This is a genomic window from Hydrogenophaga taeniospiralis CCUG 15921, assembly GCF_001592305.1.
GTDB classification, from domain to species: domain Bacteria; phylum Pseudomonadota; class Gammaproteobacteria; order Burkholderiales; family Burkholderiaceae_C; genus Hydrogenophaga; species Hydrogenophaga taeniospiralis.
This window is the reverse complement of record NZ_BCWR01000009.1, coordinates 72,037-94,719: the sequence shown is the minus strand read 5'-3', so window position 1 is coordinate 94,719 and position 22,683 is coordinate 72,037. Positions and strand designations below refer to the sequence as shown.

The window sequence follows — 22,683 nt, the reverse complement described above, 5'->3', positions numbered from 1 at the left end:
GCCGGCATTTCCTTTTTTGGGTTGACTGCCTTGATGGAAAACTGCCATGAATGAAACCGAACTGATGGAGAAGCGGCGGGCCCTGCTCGGCCCCAACGTCTCCACCTTCTACCAGCGACCGGTGCACATTGTGAAGGGCGAGGATGTGTGGCTGTGGGACGCGGACGGCCGCCGCTACCTCGACTGCTACAACAACGTGCCGCACGTCGGGCACTGCAACCCGAGGGTGGTGGAGGCCATCTGCTCGCAAAGCGGGCAGCTCAATGTGCACAGCCGCTACCTGCACGAGAACCTGGTGAACTACATCGAGAAGCTGACGTCCACCTATGGCGGCGAACTCTCCAACGCCCTGCTCACCTGCACCGGCTCCGAGGCCAACGACATCGCGCTGCGCATGGCCGAAGCCATGACCGGCAAGCGGGGCGTGATCGCCACCGACGCCACCTACCACGGCAACACCAGCCTGGTCAGCCAGCTGTCGACCGGCAACGCACCCACATACGGTTACGGGCTCGATCAGTACGTGCGCCATGTGGAGGCGCCCGACAGCCTGCGCATCGAGGACCCCCAGGGGCTGCGGTTTGCCGCCAAAGTGCAGGAGCAGATCGACGAGCATGAGCGCTCGGGCATCGGCTTCGCGGCGCTGATCGTGTGCCCGCTGTTCCTCAACGAAGGCTTCCCCGACCAGGCCCCGGGCTGGTTGCGCCCGACCGAACAGGTGGTCCGCAAGGCCGGCGGCTTCCTGATCTGCGACGAGGTGCAGTCGGGCTTTGCGCGCAGCGGCAGCCATTTCTGGGCACACCAGAAGCAGGGTGTGGCGCCCGATGTGGTGACCATGGGCAAGCCCATGGGCAACGGCTACCCGGTCGCGGGCCTGGTCACGCGGCCGGAGGTGATGGAGCGCTTCCGGAACTCCTACCGCTACTTCAACACCTTTGGCGGCAACCCCGTGGCCTGCGCCGCCGCCATGGCCGTGCTGGAAGAGATCGAGCAACGCCAGCTGCAGGCGAATGCCGCCAAGATCGGCGCCCTGGCTGCGAAGGCGCTGAACAAGCTGTCCATAAAGTACGGCGTCATCGGCGACGTGCGCCAGAGCGGCATGGTGTTCGGCGTCGAGTTCCTGAAGGACAAGGCCACGCAGGAGCCCGCCTCGGGCTTCGCTGACCAGGTGGTGGAGGCGATGCGCGAACGGGGCGTGTTGCTGTCCAAGCTGGGACGGCACAAGAACACTCTCAAGATCCGCCCGCCAATGACCTTTTCGGAAGAACACCTGGGCCTGCTCGTGCAGACGCTGGACGAGGTACTGGCCGAGCTGGCGCCTCAGTCATGACGAATCTCGCCAAGGCAGCGGCCGCCGAATGGGGCCTGGGTGATGCGCGCCTGCAGTTCGTGGCGGGCCGGGAGAACCAGGTCTACCGGGTGTCCGACGCATCCGGTGACTACGCCCTGCGCCTCAAGCGTCCCGGCTACCGGACCCGCATCGAGATCGAGTCCGAACTGCAGTGGATGGCGGCGCTCGACCGAGCGGGGATTCTGGTGCCGAGACCGGTTCTTTCGCTCAAGGGGCGGTTGCTCGAACCAGTGGATGGCCATCTGGTCGACCTGCTGACCTGGTTGCCTGGTCAGACCCTGGGCACGCTGCTGGCCGGCGGCTCGGGCGCCGACGCCGAGGCGCTGTTCCAGAACCTGGGGCGGCACATGGCGCTGTTTCACATCGCGTCCGACGCCTGGGTGAAGCCGGAGGGTTTTTCCCGCATCCGCTGGGATGGCGAAGGCCTGCTGGGCGAGTCACCGGTCTGGGGGCGCTTCTGGGAGCACCCGCTGCTGTCCGTCGCCGACAGAACCCTGTTCGAGGACTTCAGGGCAGCGGCGCTGCGCGACCTGCACCGCCTCCAGGACCAGCTCGATGTCGGCCTGATCCACGCCGATCTGGTCCGTGAAAACGTCCTGCTGCTCGGTGACCGCATCGGCATGCTGGATTTTGATGACGGCGGCTGGGGCTTTCGCGCCTTCGACCTCGCCACCACCCTGCTCAAGTTCATGGACTCGCCCAACCATCCGGCGCTCAGGGCGGCGCTGCTGCGAGGCTACCTGGGCGTCCGGGCCATGGACGTGGAAGCGCTCGACCTGTTCCTGGCCTTGCGGGCCGTGACCTATGTCGGGTGGGTCGTGCCTCGTCTGGGCGAAGAAGGCGCGCGGGAACGCAGCCATCGCTACGTGGCGACAGCCCGCCATGTCTGCCAGCGGTACCTGTCGAACCCGCCAGACCATTGAGTTTCTGGCCGGCACACGGCCCGTGCCATCGTTGATCCAGATCAGGCCTTCGCACCAACTGGAGCGCATGCTCTAGAAGACACGCGGGAAAGCCCGCTGCCCGAACACCGGCCAGGCCCGGTAGATTCCGGCATTCACCTGGAGATCCGCATGACCAAGATTTCACCCGACTACCTCGCCCTGCAACGCCTGTACCACTGGGAGCGGACGGCGCCCCACCGCGTCGCTCTCACCCAGCCCATGGGCGCGGGCGCGGTGCAGGACTTCACCTGGAGCCAGATCGGTGACCAGGTGCGGCGCATGGCGGCACACCTGCAGTCCCAGGGCTGGGAGCCGGGCTCCAAGGTGGCCATTCTCTCGAAGAACTGCGCCTGGTGGATGATGAGCGACCTGGCGATCTGGATGGCCGGCCATGTGTCGGTGCCGCTGTACCCCACGCTCGCGCCCGAGACGGTGCGCCAGATCCTGACCCACAGCGAGGCCAAGGCCTGTTTCATCGGCAAGCTCGACGGCTGGGAGGGCATGAAGCCCGGCGTGCCCGACGACCTGCCCTGCATCAGCTACGCGCTCTCACCGCTGGACGCGATCGAAAACTACGAAGGCTGGGACACCATCTGCGGGGGCCGCCAGCCCCTGCAGGGCACACCGCTGCGCCAGGGCGAAGAGCTGGCCACGCTGATCTACACCTCGGGCACCACTGGGAGCCCGAAGGGCGTGATGCACAGCTTCGAGAACTTCGCCTGGGCGCTGGACTCGGGCCTCAAGCGCATCCCCATGTCGGCCGACGACCGCATGCTGTCCTACCTGCCGCTGGCCCACGTGGTCGAGCGCATGCTGGTCGAACACGGCTGGCTGCGCACCGGCATGCACGTGTATTTCGCCGAGTCGCTCGACACCTTCGCCGCCGACCTGCAGCGCGCGCGCCCCACCATCTTCTTCTCGGTGCCGCGGCTGTGGGTCAAGTTCCAGCAGGGCGTGCACCACAAGATGCCGCCGGCCAAGCTCAACCGGCTGCTGGGCATCCCCATCCTGGGCGGCATCGTGCGCAAGAAGGTGATGAAAGCGCTGGGCCTGGACCAGTGCCAGTTCGCCGCCGGCGGCGCCGCCCACATGCCGCTGGCCCTGCTGCAGTGGTACAGCCGGCTGGGCCTGCACATCAACGAGGGCTACGGCATGACCGAGAACCTCGCGCTCTCGCACATCACCGAGCCGGGCAAGAACCAGCAGGGCACCGTGGGGCCGGTCTACGAAGGCGTCGAACACCGCATCGACCCGGCCACGGGCGAGGTGCAGATGCGCAGCCAGGCGCTGATGCTGGGCTACTACAAAGACCCGGAAAGAAGCCGCGAGGCCTTCACCGAGGACGGCTGGCTCAGGACCGGCGACAAGGGCGAGATCGACGCCCAGGGCCTGCTGCGCATCACCGGCCGGGTGAAGGACCTGTTCAAGACCGGCAAAGGCAAATACGTTTCGCCCGCGCCGATCGAGGACAAGCTGGTGGAGCACGAGGCGGTGGAGGCTTGCGTTGTGACCGGCGCCAACCTGGGCCAGCCGCTGGGCATCGTGATGCTCAACGCCGAGGCCGTGGCCCGGGCCGCCGATCCCGGCGCGCGCGCCGAACTCGAACGCTCACTGGAGCAACACCTCCAGCGCATCAACGCCACGCTCGACCCGCACGAACAGCTGCAATGCATCGTGCTCGTGACCACCGCCTGGACGGTGGACAACGACGTGATCACGCCGACCTTCAAGGTCAAGCGCAACCGCATCGAAGACCTGTACGCGAAGCACTACGAACGCTGGGAAACGTCAGGCCGCAAAGTGATATGGCAAAACAGCTGATCAGGCCAGCAGCGTGCGCGCGTGGTGGCGCAGGTGGTCGTCGATGAACGAGGCGATGAAGTAGTAGCCGTGGTCGTAGCCCGCGTGGCGGCGCAGCGTGAGCGGCTGGCCCGCTTCGGCGCAGGCGGCTTCCAGCAGGTGGGGATGCAGCTCGGCGGCGAGGAACTGGTCCGCCAGGCCCTGGTCCACCAGCAGGGGCGGCGCCTTGTGGCCCGCCTTGATGAGCTCGGTGGCGTCGTGCGCGGCCCAGCCGCTGCGGTCTTCGCCGAGGTAGCCGGTGAAGGCCTTTTCACCCCAGGGGCACTGGCTGGGCGCCGCGATGGGCGCGAACGCCGACACGCTCTGGTACTGCCCCGGGTGGCGCAGCGCCAGGGTGAGCGCGCCGTGCCCGCCCATGGAATGGCCGAAAAGGCCCACCCGGTCGGCACGGGCCGGGAACTGGGCCAGCACGAGCTGGCGCAGCTCCTGCGTGACCCAGGTCTCCATGCGGAAATGGCCCGCCCAGGGCGCTTGCGTGGCGTCGAGGTAGAAGCCCGCGCCGTGGCCGAAATCCCAGGCAGCGTCGGCCGCGTCGATACCGGTGCCGCGCGGGCTGGTGTCGGGCGTGACGATCATCAGACCGAGCTCGGCCGCCAGGCGCTGGGCACCGGCCTTGATGGCAAAGGTCTCTTCGGTGCAAGTCAGGCCGGCCAGGTAGAACAGCACCGGCACCGGGCCGTGCGCGGCCTGCGGCGGCACGAACACGCCGAACTTCATGGGCAGGCCGATGCTGTGCGCGCTGTGCCGGTAGAAGCCCTGCACGCCACCGAAACAGTGGTGTTGACTCAGCGTTTCCATGCTCTTCAGAACTCCACCACCGCGCGGATCGACTCGCCGCTCTTCATCAGCTCGAAGCCTTTGTTGATGTCTTCCAGCTTGAGCTTGTGGGTGATCAGGTCGTCGATGTTGATCTTGCCGTCCATGTACCAGTCCACGATCCTGGGCACATCAGTGCGCCCGCGTGCGCCGCCGAAGGCCGAGCCTTCCCACTTGCGGCCGGTCACGAGCTGGAAAGGCCGCGTGCTGATCTCGGCACCGGCTTCGGCCACACCGATGATGATGCTGCGGCCCCAGCCCTTGTGCGTGCACTCGAGCGCATCGCGCATCACCTTGGTGTTGCCGATGCACTCGAAGCTGTAGTCGGCGCCGCCATCGGTGAGCTGCACGATGGCGTCGACCACGTTGGGCACGTCCTTGGGGTTGATGAAGTGCGTCATGCCGAATTGACGCGCCATCGCCTCGCGCGCGGGGTTCAGGTCCACGCCGATGATCTTGTCGGCGCCCACCATCTTGGCGCCCTGGATCACGTTCAGGCCGATGCCGCCCAGGCCAAACACGACCACGTTGGCACCCGCCTCCACCTTGGCGGTGAAGATCACGGCGCCGATGCCTGTGGTGACGCCGCAGCCGATGTAGCAGACCTTGTCGAAGGGCGCGTCTTCGCGGATCTTGGCCAGCGCGATCTCGGGCACCACGGTGTGGTTGCTGAAGGTCGAGGTCCCCATGTAGTGCAGGATGGGCTGGCCGTCGATGGAGAAGCGCGAGGTCGCGTCGGGCATCAGGCCCTTGCCTTGCGTGCCACGGATCAGCTGGCAGAGGTTGGTCTTGCGGCTCAGGCAGAACTTGCACTGGCGGCACTCGGGCGTGTAGAGCGGGATGACGTGGTCGCCCTTCTTGAGCGAGGTCACGCCGGGGCCCACGTCCACCACGATGCCCGCGCCTTCGTGCCCCAGGATGGCGGGGAACAGGCCCTCGGGGTCGGCGCCCGAGAGCGTGTAGTAGTCGGTGTGGCAGATGCCGGTGGCCTTGATCTCGACCAGCACTTCGCCGAACTTCGGACCTTGCAGGTCCACGGTTTCGATCGTCAGGGGTTCGCCGGCCTTCCAGGCCACGGCGGCGCGTGTCTTCATGAGGTCTCCCATCCGTTGAAAATGGCTAGGTTAATGCACGAAAGCCCTCACTCGTCACAGGAGCCCCAAATGCCCCGTTCCACGCTCTCCCCAGGCCGTTTTGTCTTCGCGCTGGCGCTGGCCACCACCGCACTGCTCGTGGGCGGATGTGGCGGTGGTGACCGTGAAGGGACCTCGTCCCGCTGGTCCCCGGCGGTTTCGGACACCTGGCAATGGCAGCTGTCCGGGACCATCAACACGAGCTACTCGGCCAAGGTGTACGACATCGATCTTTTCGATGCGCCGGCCTCCACGTTGAACCAGCTCAAGTCCCAGGGCAAGCGTGTGGTGTGCTACTTCTCGGCAGGCAGCTCCGAAAACTGGCGACCCGATTTTTCGCGGTTCGGTGCGGCCGACATGGGCCGCCCGCTGGACGGCTGGGCGGGCGAGCGCTGGCTGGACACCCGTTCAGCCAACGTGCGCGCGATCATGAAATCCCGGCTGGAACTGGCCGCCTCCAAGGGGTGCGACGGGGTGGAACCCGACAACATGGACGCCTACACCAACGGTTCGGGGTTCGCGCTGGATGCCGCCACGCAACTCGACTACAACCGTTTCCTGGCCCGCGAGGCCCATGCCCTGGGCCTCGCGGTCGGCCTGAAGAACGATGTCGATCAACTGGCGGCCCTGGCGCCGGACTTCGACTTTGCCGTCAACGAGCAGTGTCACGAGTACAACGAGTGCGGCGGCTATGCCGTGTTCGTCAGCGCCGGCAAGCCGGTGTTCAACGCCGAGTACCTCAGCCGGTGGCGCAACGACGCCGCCGACCGGGAGCGGCTGTGCCAGGCCTCCCGGGCCGCAGGCCTTCGCACGCTGGTGCTGCCGCCGGCGCTGGACGACCGGTTCCGCTTCAGCTGCGACTGAGCTCAGTTCAGCGGCGCGCCGGCCTTGAACCACTGGGCGAACAGGGCCCTCTCGTCTTCGGTCAGACCCGTGGCGTTGTTCATGGGCATGGCCTTCATCACCACCACCTGCTGGTAGACCATCTGTGCGTGTTGCTTCAGGCTCTGTTCCGAGTCCAGGCGCACCCCCTTGGACTGCAGCGCCTCGCCGTGGCACATCACACAGCGCTGCGCGATCACCGGCTGGAGCTGCGCATAGCTCACAGTGGCGGGTCCGGCCACCGCCACCACCGGCGCGGGCTTGAGCCAGACGATGAGCGCGAGCAACACCAACACCCCCACGGCGGCATAGGGCCAGGGGTGCGGGTTGCGCCCGAGCTTGTGGCCGTGGCGCATGACGAAGAACTGGCGGATGGCGGCGCCCGCGAACATCATGCCGATCAGGATCAGCCAGTTCTGCGGGTGGGCATAGGTGAAGCTGTAGTGGTTGCTCAGCATGGCGAACAGCACCGGCAGCGTGAAGTAGGTGTTGTGCACGCTGCGTTGCTTGCCGCGCTGGCCGTGGACCGGGTCGATCGGGCGCCCTGCCTTCATGTCGGCCACCACGGTGCGCTGGCCGGGGATGATCCAGAAGAACACGTTGGCGCTCATCGCGGTGGCGAGCATGGCGCCCATGAGCAGGAAGGCGGCACGGCCGGCGAACATCTGCGTGGCTGCATAGGCGCCGATACACACCAGCACCAGCACCAGCGCCCCCACCTTGGCGTCGCCGTTCTGCGTCTGTCCCAGCGTTCGGCAGATGGCGTCGTAGGCGAACCAGAACACCACCAGGAAGGCCAGCGCCGCGGCGATGGCGCCGGCCGGGCTCCAGTGCATGACGTTGGGGTCGATCAGGTAGACGCTGGGGCTCCACAAGTACGAAATGAGGAACAGCGCAAAGCCCGAGAGCCAGGTGGAATAGCTTTCCCAATAGAACCAGTGCAGGTGCTCGGGCAGCTTCGGCGGCGCGCCCGCGAACTTCACCGGGTGGTAAAAGCCACCGCCGTGCACCGCCCAGAGCTCGCCGCTGACGCCGTCTTTCTTCAGTTGCTCGTCTTCGGGCGGGGTGAGGCTGCTGTCGAGAAAGACGAAATAGAACGAAGAGCCGATCCAGGCGATGGCGACGATCACGTGCAGCCAGCGCAACAACAGGTTGGCCCAATCGAGCAGGTAAGTTTCCATGGCACCTCAACACGACGACGGACGGGCCGTCTGGGTTTGCGACTCACCACCGCGGGCGCTCTGAGCCGACTGAGGGCCGCGTTTGAACGCCCACCTGGGGATGGACACCCTGCTCCGCTGCGACCGGTCAGCCAAAAGTGTATACAGTTTTTGAAGACATTCCAACCGACCCAAACCCGGCATCTCCGGCGCCTTCAGCGGTCCGCGCCGGCGTGCTCCAGAAGCAACAACTGCGCCACCACCGAAGCAGCGATCACAGCGGGTGCCTTGCCCGTGATGCCCGGCAGGCCAATGGGGCAGGTGATGTGGGCCAGCTCGTCGGCGCTGAAACCGCGCGCCTCCAGGCGGTGGCGGAAGGTCGCCCATTTGGTGCGGCTGCCGATCAGGCCCACGAACGGCAGGTCGGCCTGATCGCGCTGGCGCTGCAAGCAGGCCGCCACGATGTCCAGGTCTTCGGCGTGCGAAAAGCTCATGATCAGCACACGCGAGCCCGGCGCCAGATCGTGCACAGCGGCCTGCACCGGGTCGGAATGTTCGGCGCGCACGTCACCGGGCAGCTCGGCGGGGAAAACACCGTCGCGGCTGTCCACCCAGAGCACATCGAACGGCAGGGGCGCCAGCGCCTGCACGAGGGCATGCCCCACATGGCCACCGCCGAACAGGGCCACCGGCGCCAGGGCTTGCGCGAGCGTCTGGCGCAGGCGCTCCGTGTCGGCCACCGTCACCGGCTCAAAGCGCAGCCGCAGCACGCCGCCGCAGCACTGGCCAAGGCTTGGCCCCAGCGCCACGCTCTGCTCCCAGGGCGCTGGCGGCGCGCCCGGTGGGGCGTTCAGGTGGGCCCGCGCCTGCCGCAGCGCGTCCCACTCCAGGTGCCCGCCACCGATGGTGCCCACCATGCCGCTGGCAAACACGGCCATCCAGGCGCCGCTCTCGCGCGGCACCGATCCGCGGGCCTGCGCCACCGTGACCAGCACGGCCGGCTCGGTCTGCAGGCGCTGCAGGCAGTGGTTCAATTCGCTGGGCATTTGTGGTGTGTTTGCCTAAAATATGTGCAGAAACGTAAACGCGGTGAACAGGACCGAGTATCCCCGGCTCATCGCCCGATACCACCCGCCAAACCGCCATAGACTTCATGGGCCAACCCATATGGCGCCGGTTGGAAGCCCTCCTCTTGACCACGGCGCGCCACCCGATTCACACCGTTCGAGGGACTCGCAAACCATGAAAAACACCCGCCCGGCGCCGCGCTCCCATGAGGATGCACCTTCTTCGCCCGAAGTGCCCCCCACCTGGCGCTGGCCATGGGGTCTTCTGGGCACCTGCACAGCACTCTTGTTGGCGTCGTGCGCCGCACGGGTGCCGCCTGCGCCCACCCCCGAGCCATCCGCACCGCTGCCACCGCCCACCGCAGCCACGGAACCAACACCGGTGTCCAACGCCGTCAGCCCCCGGGACTACCGCCGCGACGGGGCCCAGCACATCTACAGCAAGAACGGGCACCGCATCTACAAAGGCCAGATGCCACCTTTGATGCATGCAGTGGGCGTTCTGCAGGTGGACCTGGACCGCAACGGCCAGGTGCGCAAACTCAACTGGATGCGCGCGCCCAAGCATGCACCCGATGTGGTGCGCGAGATCGAACGCACCGTGATGGCGGCAGCGCCCTTCCCGGCACCGGCGCGCCTGGGCGGCGTGGTCTACACCGACGTCTGGCTCTGGGACAAGAGCGGGAATTTCCAGCTGGACACGCTGACCGAGGGACAGCGAGACCGCTGAGCCCCGCCGTTACCGGGGCGCCATGGGCACAAAACCCGGCCCCAGGCTGCTGGCGGCGATTCGCAGGCAGTCCTCCATCAGGCCGACATATCGCTCCGCGCTGATGGCCAGGGCCTCTTCCAGGTCCTTCCGGGTGTAACGCGTGAAGGGCGCCTGCCCCGGCGACGGGATGGCGCAGGCGCCGGGGCTCACCGAGGTCGAGTTGGTGACCGAAGTTACAGCCCCGTTCGCGCTGGGCAGCAGGCCCTTGATGCGCAGGTTCCAAAGCACCTCTTGCGCGAGCACGTGGCCGTTCTCGGCCGACCGCGTCAGCCAGCGTTCGGTCTGCGACAGGTCTTTCTCTGTTCCCGGCCTGCCATGGACATAGGACAACCCCAACAGGTATTGCGCATGCCCGTGTCCTTGTTGTGCCGCCTTGAGCAGCCATGCCATGGCCTCCGGGAAAGTGCCCTTCACCCCTTGGTTGTCCAGATGCAGGATCGCCAGCGCGAACTGCGCGTGCGGCAGGCCTTGCAGTGCGGCCTTGTGGAACCAGGCATAGGCCTGCTCGAAGTTGTTGTCCACAACGCCATCGGCCAAGAAATAGGCCTGCCCCAGATTGTGTTGCGCCCTCGCCTCTCCCTGCTCCGCCGCACGGCACAGCGCCCTCAGATCCCGGGGGTCGACTGGCAGCGCCGAGGGACAGACGATGCGGGCCGACGACGCTGGGAACTCGCCCGCTTCCGCCCCCACCTCCGGTGCGCCGGGAGACGACGGTTTCGCATCGGCAGTGCCCACAGCGCACAGCATCAAACACCCCAGCGCGAACGCGGGCAGGCGGCATGGTTGACTCATTCGGGGAAACCTCCTTGATCTTTCATTCGGCGCGCCCACCGAAGCGCCCTGTGGTCGAAAACTTGCCGCGGCCTATGCCGTGACCGCTCATCGTATGCGCGCTCAACTGCCCCTATACGTGGAATAGCTCCACGGGCTCACCAGCAGCGGCACGTGGTAGTGCTCGCTGGGGTGGGCCACGCCGAAATCGATCGACACGCGGTTGAGGAAGTTCGGCTCGGGCAAGGCCACGCAGCGGCGTGCGAAATAGCCCTTCACGTCGAACACCAGGCGGTAGGTGCCGACCTTGAGGCTGGCGTTGTCGTAGAGCATGCCGTCGGGGTTGCGGCCATCGGCGTTGAGTTCGAAGCGCTTGACCAGCGTGGCGAAGTCGCCGTCCGTGGTGTAGAGCTCCACCGCCATGCCGGCGGCGGGGCAGCCGTGCATGGTGTCCAGAACGTGCGTACTCAAGCCCATGGTGCGTCCTTTGAAAAGCAGTCGACTGAAAGTGTATACACTTTTTGCCTTTTCTGGCTATGATGCCCGCATGGACACCTCCAGCACCCACCAGATCGTCGCGTCGCTCACGCGGGCCATCGTGGAACACCGGCTGCACCCGGGCACCAAGCTGGCCGAGCAGAAGCTGGCCGACCATTTCGGGGTCTCGCGCACGCTGGTGCGCCAGGCGCTGTTCCAGCTCTCGCAAAACCGCCTGATCCGCCTGGAACCCGCGCGCGGCGCCTTCGTGGCCACCCCTTCGGTGGAAGAAGCGCGGCAGGTGTTCGCCGTGCGCCGCATGCTAGAAGCCGAGATGACCCGCGCCTTCGTGCGGCAGGTGACGCCGGCCCGCATCAAGGCGCTGCGCGAACACCTGGCCCAGGAAAAGCAGGCGATTGACCAGCAGGACGTGACCGGCCGCACCGAGCTGCTGCGCGACTTCCACGTGCGCATGGCCGAGCTCATGGGCAACCAGGTGCTGGCCGAACTGCTGCGCGAGCTGATCTCGCGCTGCGCGCTGATCACCCTTATGTACCAGAGCACGAACGCGGCCGAACACTCGAACGAAGAACATGTGGCCATCGTCAAGGCGCTGGCCGCCAAGGACGAAGACACCGCCGTGCGCCTGATGAACGAACACCTGTTGCACGTGGAAGAAGGCCTGACCTTCGACCGCAAGCTGCCGACCAACGATTTGTCGTTGGCGTTGACATGACCCACCCCAAAGATGACCCACCCCCGCCACGGCCTTAAGGGGCCGTGACCCCCTCAAGGGGGCAACACCTGCGGCCTGGCAAAGCCAGTTCCGCGGTGTTCCCGGATAAGACACTTCTCTCTCGCTGCTTTTGCCATGACCGTCTACGACTCCACCGCCCCGTATCCCCGCGACCTCATCGGCTATGGCCGTGATGTACCGCACGCGCGCTGGCCGGGGGGTGCGCGCATTGCTGTGCAGTTCGTGCTGAACTACGAAGAAGGTGGTGAAAACTCGGTGCTGCATGGCGACGCGGGTTCGGAGCAGTTCCTCTCGGAAATGTTCAACCCGGCGTCGTTTCCGGACCGCCACATCAGCATGGAAGGCATCTACGAATATGGTTCGCGGGCCGGCGTGTGGCGACTGCTGCGCGAGTTCGAGAAGCGCGGCCTGCCGCTCACGGTGTTTGGCGTGGCGACCGCGCTGGAGAAACACCCCGAGCTGACCGCGGCGTTCCAGCAGCTCGGGTACGACATCGCCTGCCACGGTCTGAAATGGATCCACTACCAGGCCATCGACGAGGCCACCGAGCGCGCCCACATGGCCGAAGCCATGGCGATCATCGAGCGCCTCACGGGCGAGCGCCCGCTGGGCTGGTACACCGGCCGCGACAGCCCGAACACGCGCCGCCTGGTGGCCGACTTCGGCGGCTTCGAGTACGACAGCGATTACTACGGCGACGACCTGCCATTCTGGATGAAGGTGAAGAAAACCGATGGCAGCGACGCGCACCAGCTCATCGTGCCCTACACGCTGGACTGCAACGACATGCGCTTCGCCCTGCCCCAGGGCTATTCACACGCCGACCCGTTCTTCCAGTACATGAAGGACACGTTTGACGCGCTGTACGCCGAAGGCGACCCGGACGGTCTGGACCGCCCGAAGATGATGAGCATCGGCATGCACTGCCGCCTGCTCGGCCGCCCGGGCCGCATCACCGCGCTGCAGCGTTTCCTGGACCACATCCAGTCGCACGACAAGGTGTGGGTGGCGCGGCGGCTGGACATTGCGCGGCACTGGAAGGCCACGCACCCCGTGACCGTTTGAGATGACCACCATGCCGATCACGCTGGACCAGCTCAACACCGCGCCGCTGCCCGAAGCCGCGCAGATGCTCGACGGCCTGTACGAGCATTCCCCCTGGATCGCCGAGCAGGCGTTGGAGCACCGCCCCTTCGCGTCATTGGCCGCGCTCAAACACACCATGGTGCGCGTGCTGGACGCCGCCGGCGTGGAGCCACAACTCGCGCTGATCCGCGCCCACCCCGAACTCGCCGGCAAGGCGATGGTGAGCCAGTCGCTCACCGCCGAGTCGACCCACGAGCAGACCAAGGCCGGCCTGACGCACTGCACGCCCGAAGAGTTTGCCCACATCCAGCGGCTCAACGCCGACTACAACAACAAGTTCGGCTTCCCGTTCATCCTGGCGGTGCGCGGACCACGCGGCACAGGCCTCACCAAGGCACAGATCATCGCCACCTTCGAGCGCCGCCTGCACCACCCGGTGGACTTCGAGCGCGCCGAATGCCTGCGCAACATCCACCGCATCGCCGAGATCCGGCTGAACGACAAGTTCGGCTTCGAGCCAACCTTGGGCAACGCGGTCTGGGACTGGCACGAGGACCTGGCGCGCCACACCGACCCGGGCTACGCCGAACTCGGCCAGCTCACCGTGACCTACCTGACGGAGGCACACCGGGCGTGTGCGGCGCAGTTGCAGCGGCAGATGCTGGCCATCGGATTCGACGAGGCGCACATCGATGCGGTGGGCAACGTCGTTGGCGTGTACCACGCTGGCCCTCACCCCAACCCTCTCCCGCCAGCGGGAGAGGGAGCCAAGACCCTGCTCACGGGCAGCCACTACGACACCGTGCGCAACGGCGGAAAGTACGACGGCCGCCTCGGCATCTTCGTCCCCATGGCCTGTGTGCAGCAGCTGCACACCGAAAGGCGCAGGCTGCCCTTCGCCATCGAGGTGGTGGGCTTTGCCGAAGAAGAAGGCCAGCGCTACAAGGCCACCTTTCTCGGCTCGGGCGCGCTCACCGGCCACGTCAACCCGACCTGGCTGGACCAGCAGGACGCCGACGGCATCACCATGCGCGCGGCCATGCAGCACGCGGGCCTGCCCGCCACGCTGGAGGCCGTCGCCGCGCTGCAGCGCGACCCGGCCAAGTACCTGGGCTTCGTCGAAGTGCACATCGAACAGGGCCCGGTGCTGTGCGAACTCGACCTGCCGCTGGGCATCGTCACTTCCATCAACGCCAGCGTGCGCTACCTGGGCGAAGTGATCGGCATGGCCAGCCACGCCGGCACCACGCCCATGGACCGCCGCCGCGATGCGGCCTGCGCCGTGGCCGAACTCGCGCTCTACGCCGAGCAGCGCGCCGCCGCCGACGGCGACTCGGTCGCCACCATCGGCATGCTGCTGGTGCCCAACGGCTCCATCAACGTGGTGCCCGGCCGCTGCAGCTTCAGCCTGGACCTGCGCGCGCCCAGCGATGCGCAGCGCGACGCGCTGGCGCAGGACGTGCTGGCGAAACTCGCCGAGATCTGCGAGCGCCGCGGTGTCCGCCACACGCTGGAGGAAACCATGCGCGCCGCCGCCGCGCCCAGCGCCCCCGCCTGGCAGGCACGCTGGGAGGCCGCCGTGGCCGCGTTGGGCGTGCCACTGCACCTTTTGTCCAGCGGCGCCGGCCACGACGCCATGAAGCTGCACGAAGTGATGCCGCAGGCCATGCTGTTCGTGCGCGGGCAGAACAGCGGCATCAGCCACAACCCACTCGAATCCACCACCAGCGACGACATGGACCTGTGCGTGCGCGCCTTCGCGCACCTGCTCGAACAACTCGCCGCCGAACACCCCAACTGAACACCCAATGACCACTCCGCAACAACAACTCGACGCCTGGATCGACGCCCACTTCGACGAAGAAGTGCGGTTCCTGCAGGAACTCGTGCGCGTACCCACCGACACGCCGCCCGGCAACAACGCGCCGCACGCCGAGCGCACGGCCGAGCTGCTGGCCGCCATGGGCCTGACGGCTGAAAAGCACGCCATGCCCGAGGCCGAGGTGAAAGCCGCCGGCCTGCAGAGCATCACCAACCTGATCGTGCGCCGCCGCTTCGGCGAAGGCGGCCAGACCATCGCGCTCAACGCCCACGGCGACGTGGTGCCACCGGGCGAAGGCTGGACGCACGACCCCTACGGCGGCGAGATCGTGGACGGCCGGATCTACGGCCGCGCCACCGCGGTGAGCAAGTGCGACATCGCGAACTTCACCTTCGCCATCCGCGCACTCGAATCGCTCGGCGCCCCCCTCAAGGGTGGCGTGGAACTGCACGTGACCTACGACGAGGAATACGGCGGCGAGGTCGGCCCCGACTGGCTGCTCAAGAAGGGCCTGACGAAGCCCGACCTGATGATCGCCGCCGGCTTCAGCTACCAGGTGGTGGTGGCGCACAACGGCTGCCTGCAGCTGGAAGTGACGGTGCACGGCGACATGGCGCATGCCGCCATTCCCGACAGCGGCACCGACGCGCTGCAGGGCGCGGTGCACATCCTCAACGCGCTCTACGCGCTCAACGCCGACTACCTGAAGGTCACGTCCGGCGTCGAAGGCATCACCCACCCGTACCTGAACGTGGGTCTGATCCAGGGCGGCACCAACACCAATGTGATCCCTGGCAAGGTGGTGCTCAAGCTCGACCGCCGCATGATCCCCGAGGAAGACCCGGCCGAGGTGGAAGCCGCCCTGCGCCGCACCATCGCCGAAGCGGCCGCCAGCTACCAGCCGCCGCGCGGCGGGCGCGCCATCGGCGTGGACGTGAAACGCATCCTGCTGGCGCGCGCGCTCAAACCCCTGCCCGGCAACAAGCCCCTGGTCGAAGCGATCCAGAAGCACGGCCAGGCTGTCTTCGGCGAGCCCATTCCCGCGGTGGGCACACCGCTCTACACCGACGTGCGTCTCTACGGCGAACACGGCATTCCCGGCGTGATCTACGGCGCCGGCCCGCGCACCGTGCGCGAGTCCAATGCCAAACGCGCCGACGAAAACCTGCTGCTGGAGGACCTGCGGCGCGCCACCAAGGTGATCGCCCGCACCCTGCTGGATTTGCTCCAGGCACCTTAAACGCCACCTGTGGAATGCCCCAGCAGATGGCCGGCGGACAGCGTGCCACAATGACCGCCCGCCCACGCCGGGCGGCCCGATTCTGGAGACACCATGACCCCCGCTGAAGAAGCCCTGCGCGACGCCGCTTTCGAATACCACCGCTCACCCCACAAAGGCAAGATTTCCGTCAACCCGACCAAGCCGCTGTCCAACCAGCGCGACCTGTCGCTGGCGTATTCGCCGGGTGTGGCCTACCCCTGCCTGGCGATCGAAGCCGACCCGACGATGGCGGCCGAATACACCTCGCGCGGCAACCTGGTGGGTGTGATCACCAACGGCACGGCCGTGCTGGGCCTGGGCGACATTGGGCCGCTGGCGAGCAAGCCGGTGATGGAAGGCAAGGGCTGCCTGTTCAAGAAATTCGCCGGCATCGACGTGTTCGACATCGAGCTGGCCGAACGCGACCCGGACAAGCTCGTCGACATCATCGCGGCGCTGGAGCCCACGCTGGGCGGTGTGAACCTCGAAGACATCAAGGCACCCGAGTGCTTCTACATCGAGAAGAAGTTGCGCGAGCGCATGAAGATCCCTGTCTTCCACGACGACCAGCACGGCACGGCCATCATCTCCAGCGCCGCCCTGATCAACGGCCTGGAACTGGTCGGCAAACAGATCGGCCAGGTGAAGGTGGCGGTCTCGGGCGCGGGCGCCGCCGCCATCGCCTGTCTGGACCTGATGGTCAACCTCGGTGTGAACATCGAGAACATCCTGGTCTGCGACTCCAAGGGCGTGATCCACACCGAGCGCGCCGACGCCGTGGCGGGCAAGCTCGACGAATCCAAGCGCCGCTACTGCCGCAGCACCAGCGCACGCACGCTGGCCGACGCGCTGAACGGTGCCGACGTGTTCCTGGGCTGCTCGGCCGCCGGCGTGGTCGATGCCGACATGGTCAAGAGCATGGGCACGCAGCCCATCATCCTGGCGCTGGCCAACCCCGAGCCCGAGATCCGGCCCGAGATCGCCAAGGCCGCGCGGCCCGACTGCATCATCGCCACCGGCCGCTCGGACTACCCCAACCAGGTCAACAACGTCCTGTGTTTCCCCTACATCTTCCGCGGCGCGCTCGACTGCGGCGCGACCAAGATCACGGAAGAAATGAAGGTCGCCTGCGTGCATCAGATCGCCGCGCTCACCAAGAGCGAGACCAGCGACGAAGTGGCCGCCGCCTACGCCGGCCAGGACCTGAGCTTCGGCCCCGACTACATCATCCCCAAGCCGTTCGATTCGCGCCTGATCCTCAAGATCGCGCCGGCCGTGGCCCAGGCCGCGGCCGACTCCGGTGTGGCCACGCGCCCCATCGCCGACATGGAGGCCTACAAGGAGAGCCTGGGCCGCTTCGTCTACCAGACCGGCATCCTCATGCGGCCGATCTTCAACGCGGCCAAGGCCCTGCCCGACAACCGCAAACGCGTGGCCTACGCCGACGGCGAAGACGAGCGCGCGCTGCGCGCCGCCCAGATGGCCATTGACGACCACCTGGCCGTGCCCATCCTGATCGGGCGCCCGGCCGTGATCGCCGCGCGCATCGAAAAAGCCGGCCTGCGCATGCGCCTGGGTGTGGACGTGCAGAACACCAACCCCGAAGACGACCCGCGCTTTCGCCAGTACTGGGAGCACTACCACAAGCTCATGGCGCGCGACGGCGCCACGCCCGAGGTGGCCAAGGCCGCGGTGCGCCGCTCCAACACCATCATCGGCTCGCTCATGCTCGCGCTGGGCGACGCCGATGCGCTGATCTGCGGCCTGGTGGGCAGCTACAACACCCACCTGGAGCGCATCGACGCGATCCTGGGCAAGCAACCTGGCGTGACCAACTACGCTGCCGTCAACGCGCTCATGACCGACCGCGGCCCGATCTTCATCACCGACACCTACGTCAACGACGACCCGAGCGCCGAACAGCTGGCCGAGATCGCCTTCATGGCCGCGCAGCAGGTGCAGCGTTTCGGCATTCCGCCCAAGGTCGCCTTCCTCTCGCACTCCAGCTTCGGCTCCAGCAAGCGGGCCTCGGCCAAGAAGATGCGCGCCGCGCGCGACCTCTTCGTGGCCCAGCACCCCGAGATCGAGTGCGACGGCGAGCTGCATGGCGACGCCGCGCTGCAGGAAGAGATCCGCCGCAGCTACGACGCGCAGACCACGCTCACCGGCTCAGCCAACCTGCTGATCTGCCCCAACCTGGATTCGGCCAACATCCTCTACAACGTGCTCAAGACCACCACCAGCGGCGGCGTGACCGTCGGGCCGGTGCTTATGGGCGCGGCGGCCACGGCCTACATCCTCACGCCCGCGGCCACGGTGCGCCGCGTGCTCAACATGACGGCCCTGGCCGCCGCGGCCAGCCCGCGCGACTGACCCGGCTTCCGGCCCGACCCCCGAGGGACGCTGCGGCGTCCCTTTTTTTCACCCCAGGGCGGGGGCCGCTACCGTCGTCCGGTGACCCACCGCCCCGGCACCGGGGCCTGGCGCTCATGATTTTCTTGAAAGTGCGGGCCGCCGCGCCGCCGGAGCCCTGCCAGGGCGCTCATCGTCCGACAATGGGCATATGGTCGAACCCCTCTCGCCGCCGCTCCCTCTGCCCCGCAGGCGCGGCGTCTCGCTGCGCCTGCAGCTCAACCTGATCGTGGCCACGCTGACGGGCCTGTTCGTCGCCGCGCTGGTGGGGCTGCAGATCGACGGCACGCGCGCCAGCGTGCGGGAAGAAATCACCGCGTCGAACAGGGTGGCTACCCAACTGCTGGAGCGCGTCAGCGGCATCTTCTCCCGCGGCGGCCCCCCGGCCATGCTCGGTTTCCTGGAGCAACTCGGTCGCGTGCGGGCCAACGACATCGTGCTGGTGGGCGACGACGGCCAGGTGCTCTACCGCTCACCGCCCGCCACCTACAAGCAGGGTCGCGATGCCCCCGAATGGTTCACCGCCTGGGTCGTGCCGCCGCTGCAGCGCCAGCTGGTGCGCATGCCGGGCGCCACGCTGGCGATCGAGCCCAACCCGTCGCGGGCCATCCTCGACGGCTGGGACCACCTGGTGCAGCTGGCTGGCATCGCCGCGCTGGCGCTGGTGGCCCTCCATGTCGCCGTGTTCTGGGCGGTCGGGCGGACCCTGCGTCCCTTTGCGCGCATCGTCGAAGGCCTGCGGCGGCTGCAGGCCGGCGACTACGCCACCCGGCTGCCCCCCTTGCCGGGCCGCGAGGCGGCGCTGATCGGCGAGTCGGTCAACCGGCTGGGCGAAGCCATCGAGACGACCCTGCAGCAACGCATCGCCGCCCGCGAGGCCCGGCAGCGGCTGTCGGAGAGCCGGGCCTGGGCCCAGCAGGTCGAGCAGCGCCTGGAGGCCGAGCGCAAGGACATCGCCGCCGAGTTGCACGACGAGCTGGGGCAATCGGTCACCGCTATCCGCTCGCTCGCCCGATCGTTGATGGCCCGGCTGCCGACGGACGACACCACGGGCCGCGAGGCCGCCCAGATGATCGACGCCGAGGCCGCGCGCCTGTACGACGCGATGCACGGCATGATTCCCCGGCTGACACCGCTGACGCTGGGCCCGCTGGGCCTACCCGACGCGTTGCGCGACCTGGTCGCCGGCCTGCGCCTGCGCCACCGGGCGCAGGTCTTCGACCTGCACATCGAGGGTCCGGAAACGCCGCTCGACGCGGACACCGCGCTGGCGGCCTACCGGACGGCCCAGGAGGCCCTGAACAACGCCCTCAAACACAGCGGGGCGCGGCACCTGGGCCTGCTGCTGCAGCACAACGCACAGACCCTGGCCCTGACGGTGACCGACGACGGCTGCGGCCTGCCCCCGCCCGACCAGCGCCCCCACCGCTTCGGCCTGCCCGGCTTGCACGAACGCGCCGCGGCGCTGGGCGGGCGCTTCGACGCCCAGCTCCGCCCCGAAGGCGGCACGCAGGTCCGTCTGGAGCTGCCCTGCGGGGGCCGGCCGGCCGAAGGAGGCGACGCATGAGCCCCCACGCTCCACCGCTGCGCGGGTCGCTGCCCCCCAAGGGGGCTGATCCGGCTTGGGGCGGCCCGGCGCCGGATCGGAGGGTCGTTCAGTGATCCGGGTGGTGCTGGTCGACGACCATGCCGTGGTACGCATGGGGTTTCGCCTGCTGCTGCAGGCCCAGGGCGGGTTCGAGGTGGTGGGCGAGGCCGCCGACGGGGAGACCCTGCTGCGGGAGCTGCCCCAGTGGGCCGCCGACGTCATCGTCATGGACCTGACCATGCCCGGCCTGGGCGGACTGGAGACGCTGCGGCGCCTGCGGTCCCGCGATCCCGTGCCCGGGGTGCTGGTGCTGTCGGCCCACGACGATGCGGCCTACCCGCGCCGTGCCCTCAACGCCGGCGCGCTGGGTTTCCTGGGCAAACGCAGCGCCCCCGAGGCCCTGCCCGAGGCGGTGCGCGCCGTGGCCCAGGGCCGGCGCTACCTGGACCCGCAGACCGCGCAGGCCCTGGCCCTGTCGCAGTTCGACGGCAACACCAGCCCGTTCGACGCCCTGTCCGAGCGGGAATTCGAGGTGTTCACCCGGCTCGCGCGCGGGCGCAGCGTGCAGGAGATCGCCCAGGCGCTGAGCCTGTCGCCCAGCACGGTGGGAACCCACCTGTACAACGTCAAGCAGAAGCTGGGGGCCGGCAACCAGGCCGAGCTCACGCTGCTGGCGCTGCGCTGGGGCGTGATCGAGGCCTGACAGGCTGAGAGGACCGGCCGGCGCCAGCGCCGACGCCGCGGGCCCTCATGATTTTCTGGAGGCGTTTCCATGAAATTCCCGGGGAGCGATTCCCGATCGCCCCGAGGCGCCGGGGCTCGACGGTCTCCACAATGACCAGCAGGCGGGGTCGAAGCCTCGCCGCTGTTGCCCTTCATCTCAACCTCAAGGAAATCGTCATGCAATGGATTGATCCAGCTTTCTGCGACATCCGCCTGGGCTTCGAAGTCACGGCCTACGTCTACGTGCGTTGATCCGGCGGGGGCGGCGCAAGCCGCCCCCCCAGACACGAAGGGCATCCATGAACAACGCCGTCCGGCCTGACCTGCACAGAGACCCCCACGCTTCGCTGCCCCCCGAGGGGGCGTTCGCCGCCTTGGGGCGGCCCGGCGGCGACTCAGGCCGCTACGCCATCCACCCGATGTACCTGTTTCGCTGGGAGCCCAGCCAGACGGCCCATGTGCTGCTGTACCCGGAGGGCATCGTCAAGCTCAACGAGACCGCCGGCGAGATCCTCAAGCGCTGCGACGGCGCGCGCACGGTCGACCAGCTGATCGCCGAGCTGCAAGCGCTGTATCCCGATGAACCGGCCCGCGTCGAAGCGGGCGTGCTGACATTCCTGGAGGTGTTTCGTGCCAAAGGATGGATCCGTCGTCAGGCTTGACGGCCAGGGCAAGCCGCTGTGGCTCGTGCTCGAACTGACCTACCGCTGCCCACTGAAGTGCCCGTGGTGCAGCAACCCCGTGAACGCCGCGCCCGGCCACGGATCGGAGTTGAGCACCGACGAATGGAAACAGGTGCTGCGCCAGGGCCGCGAGCTGGGTGCGCTGCAGCTGGGCTTCACCGGTGGTGAGCCGATGCTGCGCGACGACCTGGAGGAACTGGTGGAAGAGGCCAACCGCCTGGGCTACTACACCAACCTGATCACCTCGGGCGTCGGGCTGAGCGAGGCGCGCCTGGTGGCGCTGAAACAGGCCGGCCTCAAGCAGATCCAGTTGTCCATCCAGTCGAGTGACCGCGACCTGACCGACGCGCTGGTGGGGGCCAAGGTCTTCGACCTGAAGCTGAAGGTGGCGCGGATGATCAAGGCCCACGGTTTCCCCATGGTGCTCAACGTGCCGGTGTTCCGCCACAACGTCGACCAGACGGCGCAGGTTCTCGCGATGGCCGAGGACATCGGCGTCGACTACCTCGAATTCGCCAACATCCAGTACTACAACTGGGCCCTGCTCAACCGCGACGAGCTGATGCCCACGCGCGAACAGCTGGAGCGGGCCGAGCGCACGGTCAACGAGGCCCGACAGCGGCTGGGCGACCGCATGACGATCTACTTCGTGATCCCCGATTACCACGAGTCGCGGCCCAAGGCGTGCATGAACGGCTGGGGCTCGATCCACCTGACCATCGCGCCCGACGGCACCGCCATGCCCTGCCAGGAGGCGCGGTCGATCGACGGCCTGAGCTTTCCGACGGTGCGCGAACACGGCCTGGACTGGCTCTGGAACGAATCGCCCACCTTCCGCAAGTTCCGCGGCCTGGACTGGATGCGCGAGCCCTGCCGGTCCTGCGACGAGCGGGAGATCGACTTCGGCGGCTGCCGCTGCCAGGCCTTTCTGCTGACCGGCGACGCCTGCAACACCGACCCGGCCTGCGCCAAGTCCCCGCACCACGACCTGATCGCCCAGGCCGTGGCACGCGCCACCGACCCGACCCGTGTGCGCATGCCGCTGATCATGCGCACGGCGCCGCAGGAACAACCGACATGAACACCCCACCCCGGCGCCATCCCCTGGACTCGGCCCT

At 67.6% G+C, this 22,683-nt stretch carries 21 protein-coding genes; 15 read left to right on the top strand and 6 right to left on the bottom strand.

Going from position 1 to position 22,683, the window contains the following annotated elements; translation table 11 throughout:
• Window positions 1–46: 46 nt before the first annotated feature.
• From HTA01S_RS13060 to HTA01S_RS13050, 3 genes are all read left to right on the top strand, one after another.
• On the top strand, window positions 47–1,330 hold the full coding sequence (locus HTA01S_RS13060) for an aspartate aminotransferase family protein (RefSeq protein WP_068172097.1): 1,284 nt from the start codon (window positions 47–49) through the stop codon (window positions 1,328–1,330).
• Complete coding sequence (locus HTA01S_RS13055) at window positions 1,327–2,274, top strand: phosphotransferase enzyme family protein (RefSeq protein WP_084236082.1); 948 nt, start codon at window positions 1,327–1,329, stop codon at window positions 2,272–2,274. The genes HTA01S_RS13060 and HTA01S_RS13055 overlap by 4 nt, the downstream gene beginning before the upstream one ends.
• 150 nt (window positions 2,275–2,424) lie before the next feature.
• Entirely contained in the window at window positions 2,425–4,116 is a 1,692-nt protein-coding gene (locus HTA01S_RS13050) for an AMP-binding protein (RefSeq protein WP_068172095.1), read from the top strand.
• Here the strand turns inward: HTA01S_RS13050 and fghA are convergent, their stop codons facing one another.
• Together fghA and HTA01S_RS13040 are read right to left on the bottom strand one after the other, a co-directional pair.
• A complete protein-coding gene (gene fghA, locus HTA01S_RS13045) occupies window positions 4,117–4,953 on the bottom strand; it encodes an S-formylglutathione hydrolase (RefSeq protein WP_068172092.1) in 837 nt (278 codons plus the stop codon).
• A gap of 5 nt (window positions 4,954–4,958) precedes the next feature.
• Window positions 4,959–6,065 carry an S-(hydroxymethyl)glutathione dehydrogenase/class III alcohol dehydrogenase gene (locus tag HTA01S_RS13040; protein ID WP_068172089.1) on the bottom strand — a complete coding sequence of 369 codons (1,107 nt, stop codon included), beginning with the start codon at window positions 6,063–6,065 and terminating at the stop codon, window positions 4,959–4,961.
• A gap of 69 nt (window positions 6,066–6,134) precedes the next feature.
• Here HTA01S_RS13040 and HTA01S_RS13035 point away from each other — a divergent pair, with 69 nt between their 5' ends.
• Window positions 6,135–6,968 carry an endo alpha-1,4 polygalactosaminidase gene (locus tag HTA01S_RS13035; RefSeq protein ID WP_068172086.1) on the top strand — a complete coding sequence of 278 codons (834 nt, stop codon included), beginning with the start codon at window positions 6,135–6,137 and terminating at the stop codon, window positions 6,966–6,968.
• Window positions 6,969–6,970: 2 nt separating this feature from the next.
• On the opposite strand, the gene HTA01S_RS13030 is transcribed toward HTA01S_RS13035, so the two are convergent.
• Together HTA01S_RS13030 and xdhC are read right to left on the bottom strand one after the other, a co-directional pair.
• Entirely contained in the window at window positions 6,971–8,167 is a 1,197-nt protein-coding gene (locus tag HTA01S_RS13030) for a urate hydroxylase PuuD (RefSeq protein ID WP_068172084.1), read from the bottom strand.
• A gap of 194 nt (window positions 8,168–8,361) precedes the next feature.
• On the bottom strand, window positions 8,362–9,192 hold the full coding sequence (gene xdhC / locus HTA01S_RS13025) for a xanthine dehydrogenase accessory protein XdhC (RefSeq protein ID WP_068172079.1): 831 nt from the start codon (window positions 9,190–9,192) through the stop codon (window positions 8,362–8,364).
• A 196-nt stretch (window positions 9,193–9,388) separates the two neighbouring features.
• On the opposite strand from xdhC, the gene HTA01S_RS13020 reads away from it, so the two are divergent.
• Window positions 9,389–9,943 carry a hypothetical protein gene (locus HTA01S_RS13020; protein WP_407656109.1) on the top strand — a complete coding sequence of 185 codons (555 nt, stop codon included), beginning with the start codon at window positions 9,389–9,391 and terminating at the stop codon, window positions 9,941–9,943.
• A gap of 9 nt (window positions 9,944–9,952) precedes the next feature.
• On the opposite strand, the gene HTA01S_RS13015 is transcribed toward HTA01S_RS13020, so the two are convergent.
• A complete protein-coding gene (locus HTA01S_RS13015; RefSeq protein WP_169804774.1) occupies window positions 9,953–10,732 on the bottom strand; it encodes a tetratricopeptide repeat protein in 780 nt (259 codons plus the stop codon).
• Window positions 10,733–10,879: 147 nt separating this feature from the next.
• Window positions 10,880–11,233: a hydroxyisourate hydrolase gene (gene uraH / locus HTA01S_RS13010; protein WP_068172075.1), complete on the bottom strand. Its 354-nt coding sequence runs from the start codon at window positions 11,231–11,233 to the stop codon at window positions 10,880–10,882.
• 70 nt (window positions 11,234–11,303) lie between these two features.
• On the opposite strand from uraH, the gene HTA01S_RS13005 reads away from it, so the two are divergent.
• The 10 genes from HTA01S_RS13005 to pqqE all read left to right on the top strand — a co-directional run bounded on the left by HTA01S_RS13005 (window position 11,304) and on the right by pqqE (window position 22,646).
• Complete coding sequence (locus HTA01S_RS13005; RefSeq protein WP_068172070.1) at window positions 11,304–11,969, top strand: GntR family transcriptional regulator; 666 nt, start codon at window positions 11,304–11,306, stop codon at window positions 11,967–11,969.
• A 135-nt stretch (window positions 11,970–12,104) separates the two neighbouring features.
• Window positions 12,105–13,055, top strand: a complete 951-nt coding sequence (gene puuE, locus HTA01S_RS13000) for an allantoinase PuuE (protein WP_068172067.1) — start codon at window positions 12,105–12,107, stop codon at window positions 13,053–13,055.
• A gap of 10 nt (window positions 13,056–13,065) precedes the next feature.
• A complete protein-coding gene (uraD, locus tag HTA01S_RS12995; RefSeq protein ID WP_068172166.1) occupies window positions 13,066–14,877 on the top strand; it encodes a 2-oxo-4-hydroxy-4-carboxy-5-ureidoimidazoline decarboxylase in 1,812 nt (603 codons plus the stop codon).
• A gap of 7 nt (window positions 14,878–14,884) precedes the next feature.
• Entirely contained in the window at window positions 14,885–16,138 is a 1,254-nt protein-coding gene (locus HTA01S_RS12990; protein ID WP_068172066.1) for a M20 family metallopeptidase, read from the top strand.
• A gap of 93 nt (window positions 16,139–16,231) precedes the next feature.
• Window positions 16,232–18,532, top strand: coding sequence for an NADP-dependent malic enzyme (locus HTA01S_RS12985; RefSeq protein WP_068172063.1), 2,301 nt, complete (start codon window positions 16,232–16,234; stop codon window positions 18,530–18,532).
• A gap of 190 nt (window positions 18,533–18,722) precedes the next feature.
• On the top strand, window positions 18,723–20,138 hold the full coding sequence (locus HTA01S_RS12980) for an ATP-binding protein (RefSeq protein ID WP_068172061.1): 1,416 nt from the start codon (window positions 18,723–18,725) through the stop codon (window positions 20,136–20,138).
• A 91-nt stretch (window positions 20,139–20,229) separates the two neighbouring features.
• Window positions 20,230–20,862 carry a response regulator gene (locus HTA01S_RS12975; protein WP_084236080.1) on the top strand — a complete coding sequence of 211 codons (633 nt, stop codon included), beginning with the start codon at window positions 20,230–20,232 and terminating at the stop codon, window positions 20,860–20,862.
• Between the two features lie 131 nt (window positions 20,863–20,993).
• Window positions 20,994–21,134 (top strand): pyrroloquinoline quinone precursor peptide PqqA, encoded by a 141-nt coding sequence (gene pqqA / locus HTA01S_RS25760; protein WP_218017350.1) that lies wholly within the window; start codon window positions 20,994–20,996, stop codon window positions 21,132–21,134.
• 167 nt (window positions 21,135–21,301) lie between these two features.
• Window positions 21,302–21,544: a pyrroloquinoline quinone biosynthesis peptide chaperone PqqD gene (gene pqqD, locus HTA01S_RS12965; protein WP_068172156.1), complete on the top strand. Its 243-nt coding sequence runs from the start codon at window positions 21,302–21,304 to the stop codon at window positions 21,542–21,544.
• Complete coding sequence (gene pqqE / locus HTA01S_RS12960; protein WP_068172055.1) at window positions 21,513–22,646, top strand: pyrroloquinoline quinone biosynthesis protein PqqE; 1,134 nt, start codon at window positions 21,513–21,515, stop codon at window positions 22,644–22,646. The genes pqqD and pqqE overlap by 32 nt, the downstream gene beginning before the upstream one ends.
• Window positions 22,647–22,683: the final 37 nt, after the last annotated feature.